Annotated in this window: 21 protein-coding genes; all 21 read right to left on the reverse strand. The window is 67.8% G+C overall.

Annotation, left to right across the window (positions count from 1 at the left end; all coding sequences use genetic code 11):
- Window positions 1–177: 177 nt before the first annotated feature.
- Window positions 178–837 (reverse strand): ribonuclease HII, encoded by a 660-nt coding sequence (gene rnhB, locus AC5P56_RS13975; protein WP_014646490.1) that lies wholly within the window; start codon window positions 835–837, stop codon window positions 178–180.
- The gene (lpxB, locus tag AC5P56_RS13980) at window positions 834–2,036 is read right to left on the reverse strand and encodes a lipid-A-disaccharide synthase (RefSeq protein WP_134967132.1); all 1,203 of its coding nucleotides are present in this window, start codon (window positions 2,034–2,036) and stop codon (window positions 834–836) included. Before lpxB ends, rnhB begins: the two co-directional genes overlap by 4 nt.
- Window positions 2,037–2,089: 53 nt before the next feature.
- Entirely contained in the window at window positions 2,090–2,881 is a 792-nt protein-coding gene (gene lpxA, locus AC5P56_RS13985; protein ID WP_014646492.1) for an acyl-ACP--UDP-N-acetylglucosamine O-acyltransferase, read from the reverse strand.
- A gap of 16 nt (window positions 2,882–2,897) precedes the next feature.
- Window positions 2,898–3,356, reverse strand: a complete 459-nt coding sequence (fabZ, locus tag AC5P56_RS13990; RefSeq protein WP_005415845.1) for a 3-hydroxyacyl-ACP dehydratase FabZ — start codon at window positions 3,354–3,356, stop codon at window positions 2,898–2,900.
- Window positions 3,353–4,375: a UDP-3-O-(3-hydroxymyristoyl)glucosamine N-acyltransferase gene (lpxD, locus tag AC5P56_RS13995; protein ID WP_014646493.1), complete on the reverse strand. Its 1,023-nt coding sequence runs from the start codon at window positions 4,373–4,375 to the stop codon at window positions 3,353–3,355. Before lpxD ends, fabZ begins: the two co-directional genes overlap by 4 nt.
- A 388-nt stretch (window positions 4,376–4,763) precedes the next feature.
- The gene (gene bamA / locus AC5P56_RS14000; protein WP_495231751.1) at window positions 4,764–7,127 is read right to left on the reverse strand and encodes an outer membrane protein assembly factor BamA; all 2,364 of its coding nucleotides are present in this window, start codon (window positions 7,125–7,127) and stop codon (window positions 4,764–4,766) included.
- Window positions 7,128–7,201: 74 nt separating this feature from the next.
- Entirely contained in the window at window positions 7,202–8,560 is a 1,359-nt protein-coding gene (gene rseP, locus AC5P56_RS14005) for an RIP metalloprotease RseP (RefSeq protein ID WP_014646495.1), read from the reverse strand.
- A 55-nt stretch (window positions 8,561–8,615) separates the two neighbouring features.
- Window positions 8,616–9,806 (reverse strand): 1-deoxy-D-xylulose-5-phosphate reductoisomerase, encoded by a 1,191-nt coding sequence (locus AC5P56_RS14010; RefSeq protein WP_049403801.1) that lies wholly within the window; start codon window positions 9,804–9,806, stop codon window positions 8,616–8,618.
- Window positions 9,807–9,808: 2 nt separating this feature from the next.
- The gene (locus tag AC5P56_RS14015) at window positions 9,809–10,645 is read right to left on the reverse strand and encodes a phosphatidate cytidylyltransferase (RefSeq protein ID WP_014646497.1); all 837 of its coding nucleotides are present in this window, start codon (window positions 10,643–10,645) and stop codon (window positions 9,809–9,811) included.
- Window positions 10,642–11,409, reverse strand: a complete 768-nt coding sequence (gene uppS, locus AC5P56_RS14020) for a polyprenyl diphosphate synthase (RefSeq protein ID WP_032956844.1) — start codon at window positions 11,407–11,409, stop codon at window positions 10,642–10,644. Before uppS ends, AC5P56_RS14015 begins: the two co-directional genes overlap by 4 nt.
- Before the next feature lie 5 nt (window positions 11,410–11,414).
- Window positions 11,415–11,969 (reverse strand): ribosome recycling factor, encoded by a 555-nt coding sequence (frr, locus tag AC5P56_RS14025; RefSeq protein ID WP_014646499.1) that lies wholly within the window; start codon window positions 11,967–11,969, stop codon window positions 11,415–11,417.
- A 96-nt stretch (window positions 11,970–12,065) separates the two neighbouring features.
- A complete protein-coding gene (gene pyrH / locus AC5P56_RS14030; protein WP_014646500.1) occupies window positions 12,066–12,794 on the reverse strand; it encodes a UMP kinase in 729 nt (242 codons plus the stop codon).
- Window positions 12,795–12,915: 121 nt separating this feature from the next.
- On the reverse strand, window positions 12,916–14,454 hold the full coding sequence (locus tag AC5P56_RS14035) for a GGDEF domain-containing protein (RefSeq protein WP_046429719.1): 1,539 nt from the start codon (window positions 14,452–14,454) through the stop codon (window positions 12,916–12,918).
- Window positions 14,455–14,712: 258 nt separating this feature from the next.
- Window positions 14,713–15,588: a translation elongation factor Ts gene (gene tsf / locus AC5P56_RS14040; protein ID WP_495231752.1), complete on the reverse strand. Its 876-nt coding sequence runs from the start codon at window positions 15,586–15,588 to the stop codon at window positions 14,713–14,715.
- A gap of 125 nt (window positions 15,589–15,713) precedes the next feature.
- A complete protein-coding gene (rpsB, locus tag AC5P56_RS14045; RefSeq protein WP_005408748.1) occupies window positions 15,714–16,520 on the reverse strand; it encodes a 30S ribosomal protein S2 in 807 nt (268 codons plus the stop codon).
- Window positions 16,521–16,740: 220 nt separating this feature from the next.
- Complete coding sequence (locus AC5P56_RS14050) at window positions 16,741–17,439, reverse strand: fimbrial biogenesis chaperone (protein WP_227863795.1); 699 nt, start codon at window positions 17,437–17,439, stop codon at window positions 16,741–16,743.
- Complete coding sequence (locus AC5P56_RS14055) at window positions 17,439–17,654, reverse strand: hypothetical protein (protein WP_041863203.1); 216 nt, start codon at window positions 17,652–17,654, stop codon at window positions 17,439–17,441. The genes AC5P56_RS14050 and AC5P56_RS14055 overlap by 1 nt, the downstream gene beginning before the upstream one ends.
- Before the next feature lie 152 nt (window positions 17,655–17,806).
- Complete coding sequence (locus tag AC5P56_RS14060) at window positions 17,807–18,844, reverse strand: Csu type fimbrial protein (RefSeq protein ID WP_495231753.1); 1,038 nt, start codon at window positions 18,842–18,844, stop codon at window positions 17,807–17,809.
- On the reverse strand, window positions 18,841–21,210 hold the full coding sequence (locus AC5P56_RS14065) for a fimbria/pilus outer membrane usher protein (RefSeq protein ID WP_495202573.1): 2,370 nt from the start codon (window positions 21,208–21,210) through the stop codon (window positions 18,841–18,843). The genes AC5P56_RS14060 and AC5P56_RS14065 overlap by 4 nt, the downstream gene beginning before the upstream one ends.
- A gap of 7 nt (window positions 21,211–21,217) precedes the next feature.
- The gene (locus tag AC5P56_RS14070) at window positions 21,218–21,967 is read right to left on the reverse strand and encodes a fimbrial biogenesis chaperone (RefSeq protein WP_495231754.1); all 750 of its coding nucleotides are present in this window, start codon (window positions 21,965–21,967) and stop codon (window positions 21,218–21,220) included.
- The gene (locus tag AC5P56_RS14075) at window positions 21,967–22,497 is read right to left on the reverse strand and encodes a Csu type fimbrial protein (protein ID WP_032956855.1); all 531 of its coding nucleotides are present in this window, start codon (window positions 22,495–22,497) and stop codon (window positions 21,967–21,969) included. Before AC5P56_RS14075 ends, AC5P56_RS14070 begins: the two co-directional genes overlap by 1 nt.
- Window positions 22,498–22,569 lie beyond the last annotated feature (72 nt).

Raw genomic sequence — 22,569 nt, forward strand, 5'->3', positions numbered from 1 at the left:
GGAAGCGCTGGAATGCCCGGTCAGGGTAGCGAGGGCAGGGGGTTGCCACAAGGCTTGACAGGGGCACGGCGTGGCGCCGGATTCAGGCGTGCGGGAGGCCGCCTTCTGTAGAGCCGAGCCCATGCTCGGCTGTCCACAGCAGCCGAGCATGGGCTCGGCTCTACAACTCCAGCAGGCTCAGGCGATGGCCGCCGCCTGCGTCAGGCCCAGGCACTCACGCACCGGGGCGAAGCTGCGCCGGTGTTCCATGCAGGGGCCGTGCTCGCGCAGGGCGGCCAGGTGGGCCGGGGTGCCATAGCCCTTGTGCTGTTCGAAGCCGTACTGCGGGTGGCGGGTATGCACGTCCTGCATGTAACGGTCGCGCGAGACCTTGGCCAGGATCGAGGCGGCCATGATCGCGCGGTCGATGCCATCGCCGCCGACCAGCGCCTGCGCCGGCAGCACCAGGCCCTTGGGCACCACGTTGCCATCGATGCGGGCGAAGCCGGCCACATGGGCAACCGCTGCAACGACGTCACGCATGCCCTGCAGGGTGGCCTGGTAGATGTTCAGGCGGTCGATGGTGTCCACGTCCACCAGTACCACGTGCCAGGCCAGGGCACGCTCGATGATGCGGTCATGCAGCTGTTCGCGGCGGGCCGCCGTCAACTGCTTGGAATCGTCCAGGCCGTTGATGCGTGGCCGTGACGGATCGAATACCACCGCCGCCACCGCCACCGGCCCGGCCAGCGGGCCACGTCCGGCCTCGTCGACGCCAGCGACCAGGCGTTCCGGCTCGACCACCGTCGCGCCGTCGAACAGGGCCAGGCTGGCCGCTGCGGCGTGACGGCGGCTCATGCCTGCGCCTGGTCGCGCATCAGCAGTTCGCCGACGGCATCGGCGGCACGCGCCGAAGCATTGCGGCGCAGGCGCTCGTGCAGTCGCACGTACGTGTCCTGCAGGTCGATCACCCGCTGCGGGTGGTCGAACCATTGCTGGATGGCCGCGGCCAGCCTGTCCGGCGTGCAGTCGTGCTGCATCAGCTCCGGCGCCAGGTCCTGGCCGGCCAGGATGTTGGGCAGGGCGAAGCGGTCGACCTTGATCAGGCCCAGCGCCTTGACCAGGCGATAGGTCAGTTCGTTGACGCGGTAACCGACGACCATCGGCCGCTTCACCAGCATGGCTTCCAGGGTCGCGGTGCCGGAGGCCAGCACCACCACGTCGGCGGCGATCATCGCGTTGCGCGCCTGGCCATCCAGCACGTGCGAGTAGGCCACCGGCAATGCCGAGCGCGACAGCTGTTCTTCGATCAGCTGCCGGCAGGCCGGGTTGGCGGCAGGCACCACCACATGCAGGCCCGGAATGCGTTCAGAGACCTGCCAGGCGGCTTCGAAGAAGGGTTCGCCCAGGCGCGAGATCTCGCCCAGGCGGCTGCCCGGCAACACCGCCAGCACCTTGGCCGAGGTCGGCAGCCCGAGCGCGGCACGGGCTTCCTCGCGGTTGCCCTGCAGCGGAATGTCATCGGCCATCGGGTGGCCGACGAAGCGTGCGTCGATGCCGTGCCTGGCATAGATCGGCGGTTCCATCGGGAACAGGCACAGCACCAGATCCGCGCTGCTGCCGATCTTCTCGGCGCGCTTCTCGCGCCAGGCCCAGACCGAGGGACTGACGTAATGCACGGTGCGCACGCCGCGTTGCTTCAGCCAGCGCTCGATGCCCAGGTTGAAGTCGGGTGCGTCGATGCCGATGAACACGTCCGGCTGCCATTCCAGGGCGCGCTGGCGGAACGCCGAGCGCAGCTTGAGCAGCCGCGGCAGGTGGCGCAGCACTTCGGTCAGGCCCATCACCGCCAGCTCGCTGGCATCGTGCCAGGTCTGGCAGCCGGCGCTGCGCATGGCATCGCCGCCAATGCCGGCGAACTCGGCATTCGGGAAGCGCGCCTTCAGTTCACGCACCAGGCCCGCACCGAGCAGGTCGCCGGACGCTTCGCCGGCAACCAGCGCGATCCGCAACGGGCGCTCGCTGAGCACCCGCTGTGCGGGAACGCTGCCGGCCATCGAGGCCAACGGAATCACCGCGGCGCCGGCCGCCGCCTGGCCGGTCGTGCTGCTCATCGCAGCAAGGGCCTCTCGGCGTGCTCGATGAAGTCCAGCATGGCCTTCACGTCATTGCTGTCACGCGCCTGTTCGGTCAGCTGCTGCTTGGCTTCGGCCAACGGCAGGCCGGCCACGTACAGCGTGCGGTAGGCACGCTTGATGGCCGAGATGCGGTCGGCGTCGAAGCCGCGGCGCTTCAGGCCTTCGCTGTTGATGCCGCGCGGGCGGCCCAGCGAATCGGTACCGACCATGGTGAACGGCGGTACATCGCCATTGGTCAGCGCGCCCATGCCGAGGAAGGCATGCGCACCGATGCGGCAGAACTGGTGGGCACCGGCGAAGCCGCTGATGATCACGTAGTCGCCCACGGTCACGTGGCCGGCCAGGGTGGTGTTGTTGGAGAACACGCAGAAATTGCCGACATGGCAGTCGTGCGCCACGTGCGTGTAGGCCAGCATCCAGTTGTCGTTGCCGATGGTGGTGATGCCGCCGCCGCCGCCGGTGCCACGGTTGAGCGTGACGAACTCGCGGAACACGTTGCGGTCGCCGATCACCAGTTCGGTGCGCTCACCGGCGAACTTCTTGTCCTGCGGCTCGCCACCGATCGCGGCGTGGCCGACGAAGCGGTTGTCGCGGCCGATCCGGGTCGGGCCGTGGATGCTGCAATGGGGGCCCACCACCGTGCCGGCGCCGATTTCAACATCGGGGCCGATCAGGGTGAAGGCGCCCACCTGCACATCGTCGGCCAGGCGCGCGGCCGGATCGATGACGGCGGTGGGGTGGATCCGCGGTGCGTTGTCAGTCATTGCTGCCTCCAGTGGATCAGCCCTTGGCGCCGGCGCACATGACCTCGGCCGACGCGACGACTTCGCCGTTGACCTTGGCTTCGCCGTAGTACCAGCCCATGTTGCGGATCAGGCGCTTCATCTGCACGTCCAGCATCAGCACGTCGCCGGGCACGACCTGCTTGTTGAAGCGGGCGTTTTCCACCTTGACCATGTAGAACAGCTTGGACTGCGCATCGCGGCCGAGCGTGAGCTGGGTCATGACGCCGCCGGCCTGCGCCAGCGCTTCGATGATCAGCACGCCGGGCATGATCGGGCGGCCCGGGAAGTGGCCCTGGAAGAACGGCTCGTTGATGCTGACGTTCTTCTGCGCCAGGATGCGCTTGGCCTCGACGTCGAGTTCAAGCACCCGGTCCACCAGCAGGAACGGGTAGCGGTGCGGAAGCAGTTCCTGGATCTGGCAGACATCGATCGGAAGCTGCAGCGAATCGTTCATTCTTTCTCCTTGCCAGCAGCCAGGACGCGGCGAGCCAATGCGTCCAGCTGCTTGAAGCGCGCGGCGTTCTTGCGCCACGTGCGGTTGTCGGTCAACGGGGTGCCGGACGAGTACTCGCCTGGCTCATGGATGGAGTTGCGGACCACCGACTTGCCGGTGATCACGACCTTGTCACAGATTTCGAGGTGGCCGACCACGCCAACGTGGCCGCCAAGCAGGCAGTAGCGGCCGATCTTGGCGCTGCCGGCGATGCCGGTGCAGCCGGCGATGGCCGAATGCGCGCCGATCTGCACGTTGTGGGCGATCTGCACCAGGTTGTCCAGGCGCACATCCTCGTCCAGCACGGTGTCTTCCAGCGCGCCGCGGTCGACGCAGGTATTGGCGCCGATCTCGCAATCGTCGCCGATGCGGACGCCGCCGAGCTGCGGCACCTTGATCCACTTGCCAGCGTCCATCGCCAGGCCGAAACCGTCGGCGCCGAGCACGGCACCGGGATGCACGCGCACGCGCTTGCCCAGCGTGACCCGGGTGACCAGGGTCACGCGGGCGATCAGTTCACAGCCGGCATCCAGGCTGCAGTCCTCGCCGATCACGCTGCCGGTGCCGATGATGCAGTTCTCGCCGACCACGCTGCGCGCACCGACCGAAACGAACGGGCCGATATGGGCGCTGGCGGCCACCTGGGCGCTGGGGTCGATGACGGCGCTGGGGTGGATGCCCGGCGGGCGGGTCGGCGCGATGTCGAACAGCGCGGCGATCTTGGCGAACGCGGTGTACGGGTCCTTGGCGACGAGCGCAGTGCCCGGGGCGGCCTCGGCGTCGTCGGCACGCAGGACCACCAGCGAGGCCTGGCTGTCGGCCAGCTGGGCGCGGTAGCGCGGGTTGGCAAGGAAGGTCAGCTGGCCAGGGCCGGCATGGGCGAGGGTGGCCACGCCATGGATGGCGGTGGCGGGGTCGCCATGGACCTGCAGGCCGAACTGCTCGGCGAGTTGCTGGGCGGTGTAGGTGGGAGTATTCACGGCGGGAGTTTAACGTGTGACGCCATTTCGGTCATGCGGGGGCAGGGCTTGGCGCCTGCCTGGTACGGGCGGGAGGCGGCGGGTGGCCCTGGCCAGGACACGCAAAACCCCCTCCATGGTGCTCGATGGCGCCATCCATGGCGCCAACGGTCCTGTCCAGGGCCACCCGCCGCCTCTGGACAATTTCCCGCGAGCGCGGCCAAAAGCCCGTGCAGTGCAGTGTCATCTGCAAAACGAAAACGCCGGGCAATGCCCGGCGCTTCGCGCCCCGTCTGGTGGAGAGCCCCCCTTCTATTAAGGGGGGCGCGCCAATGGCGCGGGGGATAGGAGGTAGGTCGGGACCCGCTGCTTGCGCAGCAAGCCGCGGCGCACCTTCGGTGGTCAGTTCTTAGAACTGACCGCCGAAGGTGAACTGCAGACGCTCGATCTTGTCATCGTCTTCCTTCTTCAGCGGGAAGGCGTAGCTGATCGAGATCGGGCCGACCGGGGCGCGCCACAGCAGGGCCACGCCGGTGGACACGCGCAGCTCGTTGGCCTTGAAGTTCTGGGTGCCATTGTAGACGTTGCCGAAGTCGACGAAGGCCGACACGCGTGCCGACGGGCTGTCGAACAGGCGCGGGAAGTAGGCTTCGACCGAACCGACGGTCTTCAGCGAACCACCCAGCGGCTGGCCTTCCGGATAACCGGTGGTGACTTCGCGCGGGCCGAGGGTGTTGTCCTCGAAGCCGCGCACCGAGTTGGTGCCACCGGCGTAGAAGTTCTCGAAGAACGGCAGGCCGCTGGCGGTGACGGTGCGGGTGGTGCCATCCGGATTGGTCAGCGTACGGGTGTAGTCGTTGCCGTAGGCATCGCCGTAGCCGATTTCCGCGCGGGTGTTGATCACCAGCGACGGCATGATCGGCCAGTACTTGCTGATCTGGTAGTTCAGCTTGTAGTACTCGATGGTCGAACCCGGCAGCGTGGTTTCCAGGCCGACGCGCTGGTAGGTGCCGCGGGTCGGCATGAAGTAGTCGTTGCGCGAGTCGCGCGCCCAGCCCAGCTCGGTGCGCCAGGCGTGGAAGGTGCGCTGACCGACCGCGTTGATGTAGTCGATGATCGACTGCGGGGTCGAGCCCTGGTAGGTGGTGATCTGGTTGCTGTCGATGCCGAACATCAGCGAGACGGTATCGGTCTCGGTCAGCGGCACGCCGAACACCACCTGCGCCGAACCATTGGTGCTGTTGTACTGCGCGGTATTGAAGTCGGAGTAGTCCAGTTCGCGCCAGGACAGGTTATAGCCCAGCGACACGCCGTCATCGGTGAAGTACGGGTTGGTGTAGCTGAAGCCGTAGCGCTGCAGGTAGCTGCTGCGCGAGGCTTCGACCGACACGCGGTTGCCGCCGCCAAGGAAGTTGTTCTGCGACAGCTGCACCGAGGTGGTCATGCCGTAGGACTGCGAGTAGCCCAGGCCGAACACGAAGCTGCCCGAGGTGGTTTCCTTGACGTTGTAGACGACGTCGACCTGGTCGTTGCTGCCGCTGACGGCCGGGGTCTCCACTTCCACCGATTCGAAGTAGCCCAGGCGCTGCAGGCGGATCTTGGAGCGGTCGATCGCGGCCTGCGAGTACCAGCTGTTCTCGAACTGGCGCATTTCGCGGCGCATCACCTCATCGGAGGTGCGGGTATTGCCACGGAACAGGATGCGGCGCACCGACACGCGCGGGCCGGGCACGACCTGCATGTTGATGGCGACGGTCTGCTCGGCGCGGTTGGTGGTCGGGATCGGGTTCACCTTGGCGAACGCGTAGCCGATGTTGGACAGCGAATTGGTGATGGTGTCCGAGCTGAATTCCAGCAGGGCACGCGAGAACGTGTCGCCGGACTTCTGGATCACCATGCGCTCGACGTCCTCCTGCGGGAGGATGGTGTCGCCGCTGACCTTGATCTCGGAGATCTTGTACTGCGCACCCTCGGTCACGCCCGCAGTCAGGAACATGTCGCGCTTGTCGGGGCTGATCGAGACCTGGGTGGAATCGATGCTGAAATCGACGTAGCCGCGGTCCAGGTACCAGGAGTTGAGCTTTTCCAGGTCACCGGACAGCTTTTCCTTGGAGTACTGGTCGTCACGGCGGTACCACGACGCCCAGTTGTGCTCCTTGGACTCCCAGGTCTCCAGGATGTCCTTGCTCTCGAACTTTTCGGTGCCGACCAGGTTGACGTGGCGGATCTTGGCCGCCTTGCCTTCCTTGATGGCGATGGCGATGTCCACGCGGTTGCGGTCCAGCGGGCTCACCGTCGGGGTGATGTCGACGTTGTATTTGCCACGGTCGTTGTACTGGCGGCGCAGTTCCTGGGTCACGCGGTCCAGGCTCAGGCGATCGAAGGTGCCGCCCTCGGTCAGGCCGATGTCGGACAGGCCCTTGAGCAGCTGGTCGGACTTGATGTCCTTGTTGCCGGTCACGGTCAGCTTGTTGATCGCCGGACGTTCCTTGACGGTCACCACCAGGATCGTGCCCTGGCGGTCCAGCTGCACGTCTTCGAAGAAGCCGGTCTTGTACAGGGCGCGGATCGTCTCGCCGACCTTGTTGTCGGTGACCGTCTCGCCACGTTCCACCGGCAGGTAGGTGAATACCGTGCCCGAGCTGATGCGCTGCAGGCCATCGACGCGGATGTCGCTGACAGTGAAGGGCTCGGCTGCCTGGGCCAGGGCGGGAGCGCCGGTGACGGCGGCGAGGGCGAGGGCCAGCAGGCGGCGATTGGGGAGTCGCGTCATGTCACGTCCGGTAGGAAGGTCGATTTCATTGGTGCGGGATGCCGACGCTGTAGACGGCAACAACATGGAAAAGTTCATCGCGGGACCAGGCCGAGGATGTCGTTGTAGAACGCCAACCCCATCAGCCCGGCCAGCAACGCCAGGCCGATGTATTGGCCGGCGGCGATGGCACGCTCGCTCAGCGGGCTGCCCTTGACCAACTCGATAAGGTAATACAGCAGGTGGCCGCCGTCCAAGATCGGGATCGGCAGCAGGTTGATGATGCACAGGCTGAGGGACAGCAGGGCAAGGAACTGCAGGAACCAGTCGAGGCCGCGCTTGGCCGAGACATTGGCCACGCGGGCGATGGTGACCGGCCCGGAAACGTTCTGCAGCGAGGCCTTGCCGGTGACGATGCGGCCCATCATGCCCAGCGAGTCGGCCGCCAGGCGCCCGGTTTCGCGTACCGCGACGGTGACCGAGTCCAGGGGGCCGTAGCGCAGGAGGGTGTCGTAGGGGGGGCTGAACTTGGTCGGGAACTGAACGCCGATCTGCCACGTGGGGCCGCCCTTGGCATCCTGGCCCTTGCGCGGCGTGACTTCCAGCGCCAGGCGCTCGCCGCCACGCAGGACCTCGATCATGCCCGGGCCACCGGCACGGCCCAGCGCCTGGATCTCGCCGATCACCTGGTCGGCGCCGTCGATGCGCTGGCCGTCGATGGCCACGATCAGGTCGCCCGGCTGCAGTTGCCCGGCCACCACGGAGTCCGCGGTGAGCGACTCGACCAGCGCGGGCTGCAGCCACGACTGCCAGTACATGCCAGCCAGGATCGGCACCCGCCGCTCATCGAAACCCGCCGGCAGCTGCGACAGCGGCAGGGTGCGCGTGCGCACCTGGTCGGCCGTATCCAGCACTTCCAGCTTCACGTCGCGGCGGTCCATCGCGGCCGCGGTCAGTGCCATGCTGGCCTCGCCGAGGGTGACCACCTGGCGGTCGTCCACGCGCAGCACGCGGTCGCCGCTGGCCAGGCCGGCACTGGCGGCGATGCCGCTGACGCGGCCGACGGTGGGCGAGTAATCCTGCTTGCCGATCACGAACATCGCCCACAGCAGGAGGATGCACAGCAGCAGGTTGGCGATCGGGCCGGCGGCAACGATCGCGATGCGCTGCCAGACGGTCTTGTGGTTGAAGGCCTGGCCGCGCTCGTGCGGGTGGACTTCGACCTCGCGTTCGTCGAGGAACTTCACGTAGCCACCCAGCGGAATGGCGGCGATGGCGAACTCGGTACCATGCCGGTCGCGGCGCGACCACAGCGGCCGGCCGAAGCCGACCGAGAAACGCAGGATCTTGACCCCGCACAGGCGCCCGACCCAGTAATGCCCGAACTCGTGGAACGTGACCAGCAGCCCGAGGCTGACAATCATCCACCAGACCGATCCGATGAAGTCAGTCATGCAGGCTCACAGTGGCGGGCAGGGGCGGCGGCGTCATGCTGGGCGAGGCGGTCGTTCAGGCGGCGTCGATGGCGTTCAGGGTGAGCTGGCGTGCCCGCTGGTCGGCGGACAACAGGACCTCCAGTGTATCGGCTGCTTGCGTCGGCAGTGTTGAAAGAGCGTTAGCAACCAGCGCCGGGATCGTCAGGAAACCGATCCGGCCCTGAAGAAACGCTGAAACCGCCTCCTCGTTGGCAGCATTCAGCACCGCCGGTGCGGTGCCGCCGGCCTGCATGGCCTGCCAGGCCAGGGCCAGGCAGGGGAAGGCGTCGGTGTCCGGGGCCTCGAAATCCAGCCGGCCCTGGGCCAGCAGGTCCAGCCCGGCCACGCCCGATTCGATGCGCTGTGGCCAGCCCAGGCCAACGGCGAGGGTGGTGCGCATGTCCGGCAGGCCCATCTGCGCCAGGGTCGAGCCGTCGACGAACTCGACCAGCGAATGGACCAGGCTCTGCGGGTGCACCAGCACTTCGATGCGTTCACCGGGCACGCCGAACAGGTGGTGGGCCTCGATGACTTCCAGGCCCTTGTTCATCAACGTCGCCGAATCGACCGAGATCTTCGGTCCCATCGACCACTTCGGGTGGGCAACGGCCTGGGCCGGGGTGACCTGGGCCAGTTCGGCGCGGCTGCGGCCACGGAACGGGCCGCCGGAGGCGGTCAGCAGGATCCGGCGCACGCCGGCGCCGTCGACGCTGGCGTCGCGCGAGCGCAGGCACTGGAAGATCGCGCTGTGTTCGCTGTCGATCGGGATGATTTCGGCGCCGGCACGTTCGGCGGTACGGGTCAGCAGTTCGCCGGCCAGCACCAGCGATTCCTTGTTGGCCAGCAGGATGCGCTTGCCGGCGGCGGCCGCGGCCAGGGTCGAGGACAGGCCGGCAGCGCCGACGATGGCCGCGACCACGGTATCGCAGGCGTCGCTGGCGGCCAGCTGGTCCAGCGCGGCATGGCCGGCATGGGCTTCGGTGGCCAGTCCGGCGTCGCGCAGGCCGTCACGCAGTTCGGCGAACAGCGATTCGTCGGCGATCACCGCGTGCGCGGGCTTGTGCTGGCGGCACAACGCCAGCAGCCCCTGCACCTGGCGTCCGGCGGCGAGCACGGTCGCCTGGTAGCGCTGCGGGTGGCGGGCGATCACGTCCAGCGTGGAGGCACCGATCGAGCCGGTGGCGCCGAATACGGCGACCCGGCGCAGGTCTGCAGCAGCATTCATGGTCAGAACCCGAAGATTTCCTTGCCCAGCGCGAACACCGGGACGGCGGCGAGGACGCCGTCGACCCGGTCGAGCACGCCGCCATGGCCCGGGATCAGGTGGCCCGAATCCTTGGCGCCCGCGTGGCGCTTGATGAGGCTCTCGAACAGGTCACCCAGCACCGAGGCGAACACGGCCACGACCGCGGTGATCAGCAGGCCCGGCAGGTGTGCGGTATCGATCCCGGCCAGCCAGCCCAGGCCGACGGCCACGGCGACACCGGCCAGCAGGCCGCCGAACAGGCCTTCCCAGGTCTTGTTGGGGCTGATCCGCGGGGCCAGCTTGTGCTTGCCGAAATGGCGGCCGGCGAAGTAGGCGCCCGAGTCGGCCGCCCACACCAGTGCCAGTGCAGCCAGCAGCCACAGGTGGCCCTGCTTGCCCGGCGGATCGCCACCGGCATGGATCAGCACCAGCGCGGCCCAGGCGGGCACGATGGCAAGCGTGCCGGCCAGCATCTTCAGGATGCGCGAGGGCGCCGACGGCTGTGCACCGAAATTGAAGAAGCGCAGCCAGACCAGCGCGGCCAGCCACCAGGCAACGCCGGCCAGCGTGGTTATCTGGAACAGCACCAGCGTACTGCCATCGGCCCAGACCAGCAGCACCATCAGCAGCAGGTTCAGCACCAGAAGTACGGTGCGTGCCAGGGTGTCTTCGATACCGGCCAGCTTCAGCCATTCCCACAGGCCGATCAGCAGCACCGCAGCGGCGGCGGCGGCCAGCCATTGCGTGGGCAGCAGCAGGATCGCCGCAATGGCAACCGGCGCCATGATCAGCGCGGCGAGGACTCGGGTCTTGGTCATGGGCTGGAAGTCTCGGTGGCCAGTGCGGCAATCTGGGCGCTGGTCAGGCCGAAACGACGCTCGCGGCCGGCATAGGCGTCCAGCGCCTGCTGCAGCTGCCCGGCATCGAAGTCCGGCCACAGGGCCTCGGTGAACCACAGCTCGGTGTAGGCCAGCTGCCACAGCAGGAAGTTGCTGATGCGGGTGTCGCCGCCGGTGCGGATGAACAGGTCCGGCGGCGGCAGGTCGGCAAGGGCGACCTGGCTGCCCAGCAGCGATTCGTCGATCTGCTCGGGCAACAGGCGACCGGCCGCCACTTCGACGGCCAGGGCGCGCGCGGCGCGGGCGATGTCCTGGCGGCCGCCATAGCTGGCCGCGATCGACAGGGTCAAGGTGGTGTTGTCGGCGGTGCGCTGTTCGGCCAGCTGCATGCGGCTGACCAGCCCGGCACCGAAGCGCTCGCGTTCGCCGATGAAGCGTACGCGCACGCCGCGCCGGTGCAGCTCGTCCACCTCGCGGTCGAGCGCGCCGAGGAACAGCTTCATCAACGCATCCACTTCCTCCTGCGGCCGGCCCCAGTTCTCGCTGGAGAAGGCGAACAGGGTCAGCGCCGGAATGCCCAGTTCAAGGCAGCGCTCGATGGTGCGGTTGACCGCGCGCGCGCCGGCACGGTGGCCGATCACGCGGGGGCGACGGCGCTGCTGTGCCCAGCGCCCATTGCCATCCATGATGATGGCAATGTGGCGGGGCAGGGCGGCCGGTAACGGAGGCGGGGCTGAAGGCATCGACTTCAGACCGACAGCAGTTCTTTTTCCTTGTCGGCGACGACCTTGTCGACGTCCTTGATGTTGGCGTCGGTCAGCTTCTGGATGTCGTCTTCGCCGCGCTTCTTCTCGTCTTCGCTGATCGCCTTGTCCTTGACCAGCTTGGCGATTTCCTTGTTCGCGTCCTGACGGATGTTGCGGATCGCGATCTTGGCGCCTTCACCTTCCTTCTGCACCTGCTTGGCCAGCTCCTTGCGGCGCTCTTCGGTCGGCGGCGGCATGTTGATGCGGATCGCGGTGCCGAGGGTGTTCGGGGTGAACTCGGCGTTGTAGAGACCCTTTTCGATCTCCTTGATCATGCCCTTGTCGAACGGCGTGACCAGCAGCGAGTGCGCGTCGGCGTTGGAGATCGAGGCAACCTGGTTCAGCGGGGTGCTGGCGTTGCCATAGGCACTGACCGTCACGCGGTCCAGCAGGGCAGGCGTGGCACGCCCGGTCCGGATGGAGGTGAGGGTGTGCTTCAGAGCGTCGATGCTCTTGGCCATGCGCGTCTGCGCGTTGTTCTTGATGTCGTTGAGCATCGCCCGGTCCTGGATGTATCTGGAATCGGGCGATTATAGGCGAATACGGGACGCTGCCGGGCCTGAATCGGCCCGATCGCCGCTTCGCGCTCAGGCTCAGGCCGGGTCGCGGCCCTGGACCAGGGTGCCGATGTTCGCGCCGTTGAGGATCTTCAGCAGCTCGCCCGGCTGGCCCATGTCGAACACGCGCATCGGCAGGTCGCTGTCGCGGGCCAATGCGAAGGCCGCCGTGTCCATCACTTCCAGGCCGCGGCGGATCACTTCGTCGTAGCTCAGGCTGTCGAAGCGGACCGCATCGCTGTGCTTGTTCGGGTCCTTGTCGTACACGCCATCGACCTTGGTGGCCTTCAGCAGCAGGTCGGCGCCGATCTCGATCGCGCGCAGGGCGGCGCCGGAATCGGTGGTGAAGAACGGGCTGCCGACGCCGGCGGCGAAGATCACCAGGCGGCCTTTTTCCAGGTGGCGGATGGCGCGGCGGCGGATGTAGTCCTCGCACACGTCGTTGATCTTGATCGCGCTCATCACGCGGGCCTTGGCGCCCAGCTTCTCGAGGGCATCCTGCATGGCCAGGGCGTTGATGACCGTGGCCAGCATGCCCATCTGGTCGCCGGTGACCCGGTCCATGCCGCCGGCGGCCAGGCCGGCGCCGCGGAAGATGTTGCCGCCGCCGATCACCAGCGCCACTTCGGCACCGGCCTGCTGGGCTTCGATGACCTCGCGGGCCAGGCGATTGATGACCTTCGGGTCGATGCCGTAGTCCTCGTCTCCCATCAGCGCCTCCCCGGACAGTTTCAGAAGGATGCGGCGATAGGCGAGCTTGGACATGAGGACCTCGGGTGCGTGGAAATCGCGGGCGATTCTACGCGCATGCGGCGTCGTGCCAAAGTGTTTTGTGCACTGCGGCGCAGAATCCGGTCGTTCGCCGCGGTCAAACGGGGCTTCCCGTTCAGCCCAGCTCGGCGCCAGCGGTGGCCGACAGCTCGTCGTGGCCGAGGGCACCTGGCGAGCGGGCGATCACCCGGTTGCGGCCCAGGTTCTTGGAGCGGTACAGCACGTCGTCGGCTGCGCGCAGCAGGTCCTGCACGTCGGCGAAGCGCTCGTAGCCACCCTGGGTGGCCACGCCGGCGGAGAAGGTGACGAACAGCGGCCCGCCCTCCAGCTCGGCCATCGGCGTGGCGACGATGTTGGCCAGCACCCGGCGGATCACGTCCAGGGCCACGCTTTCGCTGGTGTTTGGCAGCAGCGCGACGAATTCCTCGCCGCCGAAGCGGGCGACGGTGTCACTGTTGCGCAGCTGGCCCTGCAGCTTGCCGGCGAAGGCGCGCAGTACCTCGTCGCCGGTCAGGTGGCCGTGGGCGTCGTTGATCTTCTTGAAGTCGTCCAGGTCGATGAAGGCCACCGACAATGGCCAGCCCTGGCGGCCGGCGCGCAGGAATTCCTGCTCCAGCACCGCTTCCAGCTGGCGGCGGTTGAGCACGCCGGTCAACGCGTCACGATGGGCCTGGTCGGCGAGGCGCTTGGCGCGCGCCTCGAACTCGTCGGCGCGGCGTCGTGCCTGGTCGGCGTCCTGCAGTTCGCGCAGGTTGCGCAGCGTGGCCAGCTCCTGCGCGTGATCGATCAGCTCGCGCACCCGCGCCGGGGAATTGAGGCCGGCATCAAACAGGCTGGCGATGTCGGGCAGGGCTTCACTGATGCGGGCGAGGACCTGGTCGAAGCGCGCGCTGTCCAGCTCCAGGCGGTCGTGCACCTGCTGCAGGGCGCGCTCACGCGCGGCGTCGGCGTCGCTGTCCAGCCAGATGTCGGCCACCGCGCCGGACAGCTGCACGCAGGCCTGGAACGGCGATTCGGCGGCGTCCTCGTCCTCGCTGTGGCTGATGCTCTCCACCAGGTAGCGGGGCAGGCCCCATTGCTCGGCCACCCACGCGCCGACCTCGGCATGGCTGCAGCCCAGTTCCTCGCGTTCGCGGGCGACCAGGTCGATGTTGTCGCGTGCCTCGCGCAGCAGCGGCAGGTAGCGCTCCGACTCGGCCTGGGCCAGGCACAGTACGCCCAGGTCCTGCAGCAGGCCGGCCAGCATCAGTTCTTCCAGCCGGCGCAGGCCGCGCGCCTGGCCCAGCTGGCTGGCAGCCAGGGCGCTGAGGATGCTTCGCTTCCAGGCGCGCTGGCGCAGGTCGTGGTCGGCGCCGGTGCCGCCGGTCAGGCCCTGGGTGACAGTGAAGCCGAGGGCGAGGCTGATCGTGGCGTTCAGGCCCAGCATGGTCAGCGCCTGGCCGAGGTTCTCGATCCGGCGGCGGCTGGCGTAAAGCGGCGAATTGGCGATGCGCAGCATGCGAGCGCTCAGCGCCATGTCGATGGCGATGATGTCGGCAGCGGTGGCGATGTCCGCTTCCGGGTCCTGGGCCAGTTCGATGATGCGCAGGGCAATACCGGGTGGCGAAGGCAGGTTGCGGCAGAGCGCCAGGGCAGCTGTCAGCTCGGGAGGCATGTCGGGTCGTTCAATTCCATTAGGACAAGAATACCTAGGAATGCATCACAGTCCGCGATTTTCGTTCCTGCTAAATGACTGTGGATTCCCTGCGCCGAGTATCGGCTTGATTCGCGCGCAACGCAAAGGTGCCGGTTGTGCTCACCAACGGTGCGCACCCACCGGTGGGCCATGGGTTGATCCCTGGGTCCATGCATAAAAAAAGAGCCGCGGTTTCCCGCGGCTCCTTCTGGTCGCTTCACAGCCGGAAGGCTGGAATCAGACCTGCATCGCCTTGGCAACTTCGGCGGCGTAGTCTTCCACCACCTTCTCGATGCCTTCGCCGACGATCAGCAGCTTGAAGCCTGCCACGTCGGCGCCGGCGGCCTTGACCACCTGCTCGACGGTGGTGTCGCCCAGCACGTAGGTCTGGCCGTACAGGGTCACGTCGCTGACGATCTTGTTGATCTTGCCGCTGATGATCTTTTCCAGGATGTCGGCCGGCTTGGCCTTGTCCTTATCGGTCATCTTGGCCAGCTCGATTTCCTTTTCCTTCTCGACGAACTCGGCCGGGACGTCCGCAGCCTTGTTGTGCGGCGGCTTCAGCGCGGCCACGTGCATGGCCAGGCCACGGGCCAGCTCGGCGTCGCCGCCGATCAGGTCGACCAGCACGCCGACCTTGCCGTTGGTGTGGACGTAGGCGCCGATGTTGCCGGTGGTGTCGACCTTGACCATGCGGCGGATCTGGATGTTCTCACCCAGGGTCTGCACGGCGGTGGCGCGGGCTTCCTCGACGGTACGGCCGTCGGCCAGCGTGGCGGCCTTCACGGCTTCGACGTCGTTGGCGCCCGATGCCAGGGCAGCAGCGGCGACGGCGTTGACGAAGGACTTGAAGTTGTCATCGTTGGCGACGAAGTCGGTTTCCGAGTTGACTTCGACCAGCACGGCCTTGCCGCCGTCCTGGGCCAGGCCCAGGCGGCCTTCGGCGGCCACGCGGTCAGCCTTCTTGTCGGCCTTGGCGGCGCCGGACTTGCGCATGGCTTCAGCAGCGGCGTTGATGTCGCCGTTGGCTTCGGTAAGCGCCTTCTTGCATTCCATCATGCCGGCGCCGGTGCGCTCGCGCAGTTCCTTGACCAGGGAAGCAGTGATTTCCACGGGATTACCTCACGAAAGAAAGGGGTTGGGCCGGCATGGTGGCCGGCCCGTGTGACACGGTCCTGTCACGCGCCGATGGCTGCGTGCAGGGAGGGTGGACGCCGAGCGTCCACCCGGGGCCTGGATCAGGCCTGGGCGTCGTCGCCCTTCTTGGCAGCCTTCTTGGCCGGAGCGCGGCGGGCCGGCTTCTCTTCGCCTTCAGCAGCGGCTTCAGCGAATTCTTCCTCGCGCACCGAAGCGGCGTGCGGGGCAGCCGCCTTGCCTTCCAGCACGGCGTCGGCAGCGGCGCGGGCGTACAGCTGCACAGCGCGGATGGCGTCGTCGTTGCCCGGGATGGCGTAATCAACCAGTTCCGGGTTGTAGTTGGTGTCGACCACGGCGATGACCGGGATGCCCAGCTTCTTGGCTTCCTTGATCGCGATGTCTTCGTGGCCGATGTCGATCACGAAGATGGCGTCCGGCAGGCGGTTCATGTCCTTGATGCCGCCCAGCGAGGCTTCCAGCTTGTCGCGCTCGCGACGCAGGCCCAGCACTTCGTGCTTGACCAGCTTCTCGAAGGTGCCGTCGGTTTCACCGGCTTCCAGTTCCTTCAGGCGGGCAACCGACTGCTTGACGGTACGGAAGTTGGTCAGGGTGCCACCCAGCCAACGCTGGTTCATGAACGGCATGCCGCAACGCTCGGCTTCTTCCTTGATGGTTTCGCGGGCGCTGCGCTTGGTGCCCAGGAACAGGACGGTGCCGCGCTTCTGGGCAACCGACGAGATGAAGTTCATCGCGTCATTGAACAGCGGGACGGTCTTTTCCAGGTTGATGATGTGGATCTTGCCGCGGGCGCCGAAGATGTACGGAGCCATCTTCGGGTTCCAGTAGCGGGTCTGGTGGCCGAAGTGGACGCCGGCTTCCAGCATCTGACGCATGGTGACCTGGGGCATTGCAATACTCCTGATATGGAACCAGCGATTCCGCCCGCGGGGATAGGTATGCGGGACGCGTGGAAGCGCGATCGGTTCCGGGGTTGGGCTTCCCTGTTGCCTCCGTGGCCGAACTCCTTGCGGAGCACCCCGGCACGGATGGGGGCAGCAGGTGTGGATTCACCGGTGACGTCCGGTGTGGACGGGTTCGTGCGCACGCTGGCGGCAGGAATCCGGTCGATTATAGCCCGCTGGGGGTGCTTGCTGCAATTGCAGGGTCAGTTGCGGCCAGATCGACCTCGCGGCCGTCCTGCAGGCGTGCCTGGAAGCGGCCGCCTGCATAGCCATCGGCGCGGGCAGGCAGGGGCCAGCGGCGTTCATGGCCCGCCAGAATGTAGCCGGCCAGGCCAGCCGTCAGCAGCGTTGCCTGGCCGTCCGCCGTGATGAAGCGCAGATCGTGCAGGCGGCCGTGCAGGGTACCGGCATTGCTGAGTCGCAGTACGGCCAGAGACCCGTGGGCCTCGACGCGGCCCAGCAGCCGGGCCTGCAGTGCTGGCCCCGCTGGGCCGCGGAACAGCGGCAGCGAATAGCGCGGCAACCCCGGCAACGTCGGTGCCAGTACGACCCGATAGGCCTGTTCAGCGGCCGCCGCTGGCGGATCGCCCGGCAACAGCCAGACGCGCTGGGTGCTGCCGGGGGCCAGGTCCAGCCGCGCCGGGCTGACCCGGATCTGGTCGCTGGGGTGCAGTCGTTCGGCGTCCAGCTGCTGATCCCACGCCAGCACCTGCACCTGGCCCTGCCAGCGGCCGGGCCCGGGGTTGTGCAACCACAGTTCGGCGCTGCCGCCCTGGGCCGGCAGCTGCAGGGTGGTCGGCAACAGCTCCAGCGCTGCGGCAGGCAGTGCCAGCAGCAGTGCCAGCAGGATCAGCAACGCGCGCATCAGTAGATGAGGGTCACGGAGGGTGTTGCGTTCTCGTCCGTCGCCGGTGGTGCGAGCTCGCGGACCTGGCGCGGCGCCTGGGGTGCGTCACTGCGCTGGTGCGGTGCCGGGCAGCGGATGCCGCCGCCATCGTCGCTGCAGGATTCAACCACGGTCAGCCGGATCTGCAGGGGGCTGCTGGGTTCGGCCCATGCCGGCAGGCTGGCGACCAGCATCGCCCCGATCAGGAATGTGCGAACCACCTGCCATCCACCATGCTGAAAGACTTGCTGCGCGGTATCGGCGGGATGTGCCGGAACTGTAGCGCCGAGCCGGCGCTCGGCACGGCCTTCGTCCGGTGGGTGCCGACCGTTGGTCGGCACGCCGGTCAGTAGGTGATCGTCACCGTCACCAGGTCGTTGTAGGTGCCGGCCGGCGGCTGGCTGCTGACCGGTGGCACCCGGCCATGGATGGTCAATTGCTGCGCGCTGCCGGTACCGGTGCCGCTGGCCGTGTCGACGGTCAGGGTATTGCCCCAGCGCAGGCTCCGCGCCGAGTCCCGGTAGAGCTCGTAGGCGAGGTAATAGGTGCTTCCGCCGAGGGTGGTGGCCATGCGCCGGGTGGTGGTGGCGGTGGGATTGTTCTGGCCGTTGTCGAGGCCGACCTGGAAGGCAGTGTTCTTCAGGCAGGTCAGGGTGAGGGTGGCGGTCCGGTCGATGTTGGCCGGAATGCCGCCGGCGACGTTGCCGAAGTCCATGGTGGTGGTGACGTAGCTGCCACATTGCGGCAGCACGTTGGCGGTGGCGGTGAAGCTGAAGGCTGCACTGGCGCTGTTGGTGCCGGTGGCGCCGCCATTGCAGGTGGCGGGCACGGTGGCGGTACCGAGCAGGACTTCGTTCCAGGCCCAGGTCAGGACCACGTTGGCCCCGCTGAAGGTGCTGCTGTACGCGCCGGAGGCCAGGATCTGGTTGGCCGGGATCTGCCCGAACAGCTGTATGGACTGCGCACCGCTGCCGCCCGTCACCAGCGGCACGTTGTAGGTCATGGTCAGTTCCTGCGCAGGTGGCGTGCCGCGCGGCACCAGTCCGGTGACCTGGCCGAAGCTGGCGTTGTTGTACAGCTGGAAATTCAGGGTGTCACTGCTGGAGGTGGCCATCGTGCGGAAGGTGGAACTGCTGCCGCCGCCACTGCCTGCGCCGATGCCCACGCAGACGCGCACGCCGGTGGTGGCCAGCAGGCTCAGCGCGGCGGTGGTGCAGGTCACCGTGATGTTGAGGTTGGCCGTACTCGGGCCGGGTGCATTGCTGTTGATGTTGCCGAACGGCAGGGTCGGATTGGCGACCGCCGTGCAGACCGCGGTGGCACCGGCGGGCGCCGCTGCCAGCAGGCCGGCCCAGAGCAGCAGGACGAGCAGCAACACCCTCATGGCGCCACCTCCGGGATGCACTGCTGCGGCGCCGGCTTCGGCCGTGCGCCGGACGCCACCACCTTGGGCAGGTCCGGCACTTTCACGCGGCAGGGGCCGCGGCTGGTGGTGACGTACAGCACGCTGCCGGCGGCAACGTCTTCCAGATAGAGCAGGCCGTCGTAGCCGACCGTGGCCTGGCGGCCATCGGGCAACCGCACCTCGCTGCCGACCTCCAGAGGCTGGCCGTCCATTGCCAGCAGGGTCAGGCTCAGTGACGGCCGCGAGCGCAGCTGGAAGGTCACGCGGGTGCCGGCGCGCTGGCGCGGGGTCACCCAGTCCTCGATGCGGTCGGCGCGCATGTCTTCGGGCAGGTCCAGGGTGTCGATCGAGACCCGGTTGCGCTGCCAGGACAGCAACGGACTGACCAGCAGCAGGCCGCGATCATCGGTGACGCCGATCAGGCGGTTCTCCAGCCGCACCGGGACGCCGCCCACCCCATTGGTGCTGATCACCGCGAACGCATCGGACACCTCGCGCGTGGCGAAGGTGTGCCCGCCCATCCACACCAGGCTGCCGCTGGCGCTGGCGTAGGCATAGTTGAGTCCATCCTGGCGCGAGGCGCCGAACGAGTAGCGACCGACATCGTTGAGGATGCCGACCTCGGCCAGGCCGCCGTTGCCGTCCTCGCCGTGGCGCAGCTGCGCGCGCCAGCCGACGCCGCCGGCGCTGCCATCGCCCGGCACTGGCTGGGTCACGTCCGCCACCCAGCTCTGGCTGTCGCCGTTGCGCTGGCTCGAAAGGCTGGCCTGGCGGTTGTTGCCCAGGCTGGCAGTCACCGACAGGTAGATGCTGCGGTCGTCGCTGCGGTCCAGGTTCTGGTTTACCGAAAGATAGGCCGACCAGCGCTGGCTCCAGGTACGTGACCAGAACAGGCTGGCATAGCGGTTGTCGTCTCCATCCGGGTAGCGCAGGCGCAGATAGCTGGCGCTGAGCGTGCCCAGCCGCAGCAGGTCCAGGCCGAGCGTGGCCTGCTCGCTGATGCTCGGCGGCAGGTTGCCCTGCAGCGCGCCGAGGTCGCGGTAGTCGCCGTGGCTGCGTACGCTGCGCAGATTGACGTTGAAGCGACGGTTGTTCCAGCTGTAGCCCAGCGCCCATTGCCCACCCTGCAGGCCGTGGTAGCCGCTGTGCGCATAGGCGGCATTGAACACGCCAGCGGCGCCGAGCAGCCACCAGCCACCGACACCGGCCTGGGCCAGGCCGCCGCCGCCTTCGGCATGCGCCTCGCCGGTGAACGTGTCGGTGACACCGCCGCGCCAGCTGGCACTGGCCACCGTGCGATCGTCATAGGCGAAGGAGCGCTGGCCAAAGTCCTCGCGCAGGTGGCCGACGCCGGCCGACCAGTCCGAAAGGCCCCTCGCCAGCAGCTGCTGGGTGCCATAGAAACTGAAATCCAGCGTCTGCATGCGGCCGAACGCATCGGTCACCACCACCTGCGCGTTACCGGTGCCGCTGATGCCGGGCTGCGCCGCCAGCTGGAAGGGCCCGACCGGCACCTGGCCGCTGTACTGGCGCAGGCCATCGACATACAGCTCGACCGTGGAGGGCACCACCGCCTGGCCGAGGAAGCTCGGCGTGGGCGTGAGCACGCGGTAGGGCTGCAGGCCGTAGTTGCGGCCGATCTGCAGGCCGCCCAGGCGAACCGGGCGGGTCCAGTCGACGAAGCCGCTGTAGAAGTCACCGACCTCCAGCGTGGTTGCACTGTCCGGGAAATCCAGGCTCCAGCGTGTGTCCAGGCGCACGCTCTCGCCGCGCCAATGGCGGTCGCCGGGTTGCTGGTAGCGGCGGCTGATGGCGGTGTTTTCGAAGGTGCCGTTGCCGATACCGAACACGCGCAGCTCCGCGCTCAGGCTGAGGTTGCTGAGCGTGTCCACCCGGCTGCCGTAGACGTCGTAGTTGAGCAGCGCGCCGGGCGAGGCGTTGCCGGTGGGCGCGCGCGTCTGCGGGCGGCTGAGCACGGTGGTGGGCAGGATGAGCTGGTCCAGCGGCACGTCCAGTGCCAGGGTCTGCATGTGCGCGTCATAGCGCACCACCGCACCGCTGATCTGGTCCAGGTAGACCGGCGCATCGCCGCTGGCGTTGAAGCCAAGCTGGCGCAGCACTTCAGGGCTGGCCTGCAGCCGGCCGCGGTTCTCGGTGAATGGCAGCAGGCCGCGCGGGGTGCTGTTGAGCGACACATCCAGGTACAGCGCCTGGCTGGCGGTCAGCGGGGTCGGGGGAGGCAGGATGGCATCGGCCGACACGCCGGATACATCAACGGCCGCCACGCCGGACACATCGGCGGCCTCGGTCGCCGCGGGAGCCAGGGCCGCCAACAGCGCGCCCATCAACGCCTCAGCGAGCCGGTGGGGGCGACAGTGGCGTCTGTTCCGACTCGCCATTGAGCTTGGCCGTGATCTGGTCGTTGTCGCGGTCGATCGCCGTGCGTTCGATCGGCCAGCGCATCACCTGGCCCGGCAGCACGTAGCCCAGCAGCCCGGGATGGACAATGCGCGGGCGCGCGGCGCTGCCCAGCGCAAGATCGGCGATCTGTGCGTAGCTGTCGCCCGTATTGGCGACTTCCACGCCATTGCGGCCGTCCGCCAGTTTCACCCGGCGCGCCTGCAGCCGTGGGGCCAGGCGGCCGGCCGAAGGCTGCACGAACACCGGGATCGAATAGCGCAGCACGAACTGCATGCCCTCGGCACGGGTGGCCAGGTCGGGTACCTCGTCCACGATCAGCCGGTAGTGCCGCTGTGCAGGCGGTGGCTCGCTGTCCGGACGCATCACCCGCACCAGCTGCTGCTGGCCGGCGGCCAGTTCCTGCATCGGCGGCGTGGCCATCACTTCATCGGTGGGCAGCAGCTGTTCCTGGCCGTCCTGCTGCACCCAGCGGAACACGCGCACCTGCAGCGTCACCGGTGAGGTGCCGCTGTTGGTCAGCCACAGCTCTCCGGCACGCTGGCGGACTTCCAGCTGCAGGCTGGTCGGGGCAACCTGCAGGCTGGTGGCGCCGGCGCCGGCGGGGGCCAGCAGGTACAGGGCGAGCAGCGCCACGCCGGTGGCGCGCCACGGGCGGGGTCCGGCCATGCGGGCGTGCTCCATCAATAGGTGATCGTGGCGGTAACCGTATCCAGGTAGTTACCGGTGGCCGGGTTGTTGGTGCTCAGGTTCAGGATCTGGCCATAGACGATGTAGGGCACGGCCAGGCCAGTGCCGATGCCGGCCTGGGTATTGGTGCCGGTTGTGGCGCCCCAGACCAGGGTATGTGCGGCATCCTGGTAGAGCTGGTAGCCGACATAGTTGTTGGCGGTCACCGCGGCATTGGTGTTCTTCATGCGCCGGGTGGTGACGTCGTTGGCGGTGCCGGCGTTGGCGCCCGCGTTCAGCGCAATCGTGTAGGGCGTCAGTGCCGAGCACTGCGCGGTCACCGTACCCTGGCCCAGGGTGGGCGTGGCGGTGGTCGAGGCCGCCGTGCCGAAGTCGACGTTGGTGGCGGCCGCCGCCGTGATGGTGCAGGCCTTGGTGACCACCAGGGTGACGTTGAAGGTGGTGGTGTCGGCGGCCAACGCCGGGCTGGAAAGCAGCAGCCCGGCCATGACCCATGTCAGCGGGGATCGAACTGGGGATCGCATGGACAACCTCCCTGACCCGAAGGTCCGTTGAACAAGGCGAAGACGGCACGTTCGGCGCCGCTTTGACGACAG

Source organism: Stenotrophomonas sp. YJH_SMC_131, from assembly GCF_059367975.1.

Coding starts and splice junctions, on each gene's coding strand:
- rnhB (WP_014646490.1), bottom strand. CDS start 837: ATGAGCCGCCGTCACGCCGCAGCGGCCAGCCTGGCCCTGTTCGACGGC.
- lpxB (WP_134967132.1), bottom strand. CDS start 2,036: ATGGCCGGCAGCGTTCCCGCACAGCGGGTGCTCAGCGAGCGCCCGTTG.
- lpxA (WP_014646492.1), bottom strand. CDS start 2,881: ATGACTGACAACGCACCGCGGATCCACCCCACCGCCGTCATCGATCCG.
- fabZ (WP_005415845.1), bottom strand. CDS start 3,356: ATGAACGATTCGCTGCAGCTTCCGATCGATGTCTGCCAGATCCAGGAA.
- bamA (WP_495231751.1), bottom strand. CDS start 7,127: ATGACGCGACTCCCCAATCGCCGCCTGCTGGCCCTCGCCCTCGCCGCC.
- rseP (WP_014646495.1), bottom strand. CDS start 8,560: ATGACTGACTTCATCGGATCGGTCTGGTGGATGATTGTCAGCCTCGGG.
- AC5P56_RS14010 (WP_049403801.1), bottom strand. CDS start 9,806: ATGAATGCTGCTGCAGACCTGCGCCGGGTCGCCGTATTCGGCGCCACC.
- AC5P56_RS14015 (WP_014646497.1), bottom strand. CDS start 10,645: ATGACCAAGACCCGAGTCCTCGCCGCGCTGATCATGGCGCCGGTTGCC.
- uppS (WP_032956844.1), bottom strand. CDS start 11,409: ATGCCTTCAGCCCCGCCTCCGTTACCGGCCGCCCTGCCCCGCCACATT.
- frr (WP_014646499.1), bottom strand. CDS start 11,969: ATGCTCAACGACATCAAGAACAACGCGCAGACGCGCATGGCCAAGAGC.
- pyrH (WP_014646500.1), bottom strand. CDS start 12,794: ATGTCCAAGCTCGCCTATCGCCGCATCCTTCTGAAACTGTCCGGGGAG.
- AC5P56_RS14035 (WP_046429719.1), bottom strand. CDS start 14,454: ATGCCTCCCGAGCTGACAGCTGCCCTGGCGCTCTGCCGCAACCTGCCT.
- rpsB (WP_005408748.1), bottom strand. CDS start 16,520: ATGCCCCAGGTCACCATGCGTCAGATGCTGGAAGCCGGCGTCCACTTC.
- AC5P56_RS14050 (WP_227863795.1), bottom strand. CDS start 17,439: ATGCGCGCGTTGCTGATCCTGCTGGCACTGCTGCTGGCACTGCCTGCC.
- AC5P56_RS14055 (WP_041863203.1), bottom strand. CDS start 17,654: ATGCTGGTCGCCAGCCTGCCGGCATGGGCCGAACCCAGCAGCCCCCTG.
- AC5P56_RS14060 (WP_495231753.1), bottom strand. CDS start 18,844: ATGAGGGTGTTGCTGCTCGTCCTGCTGCTCTGGGCCGGCCTGCTGGCA.
- AC5P56_RS14065 (WP_495202573.1), bottom strand. CDS start 21,210: ATGGGCGCGCTGTTGGCGGCCCTGGCTCCCGCGGCGACCGAGGCCGCC.
- AC5P56_RS14070 (WP_495231754.1), bottom strand. CDS start 21,967: ATGGAGCACGCCCGCATGGCCGGACCCCGCCCGTGGCGCGCCACCGGC.
- AC5P56_RS14075 (WP_032956855.1), bottom strand. CDS start 22,497: ATGCGATCCCCAGTTCGATCCCCGCTGACATGGGTCATGGCCGGGCTG.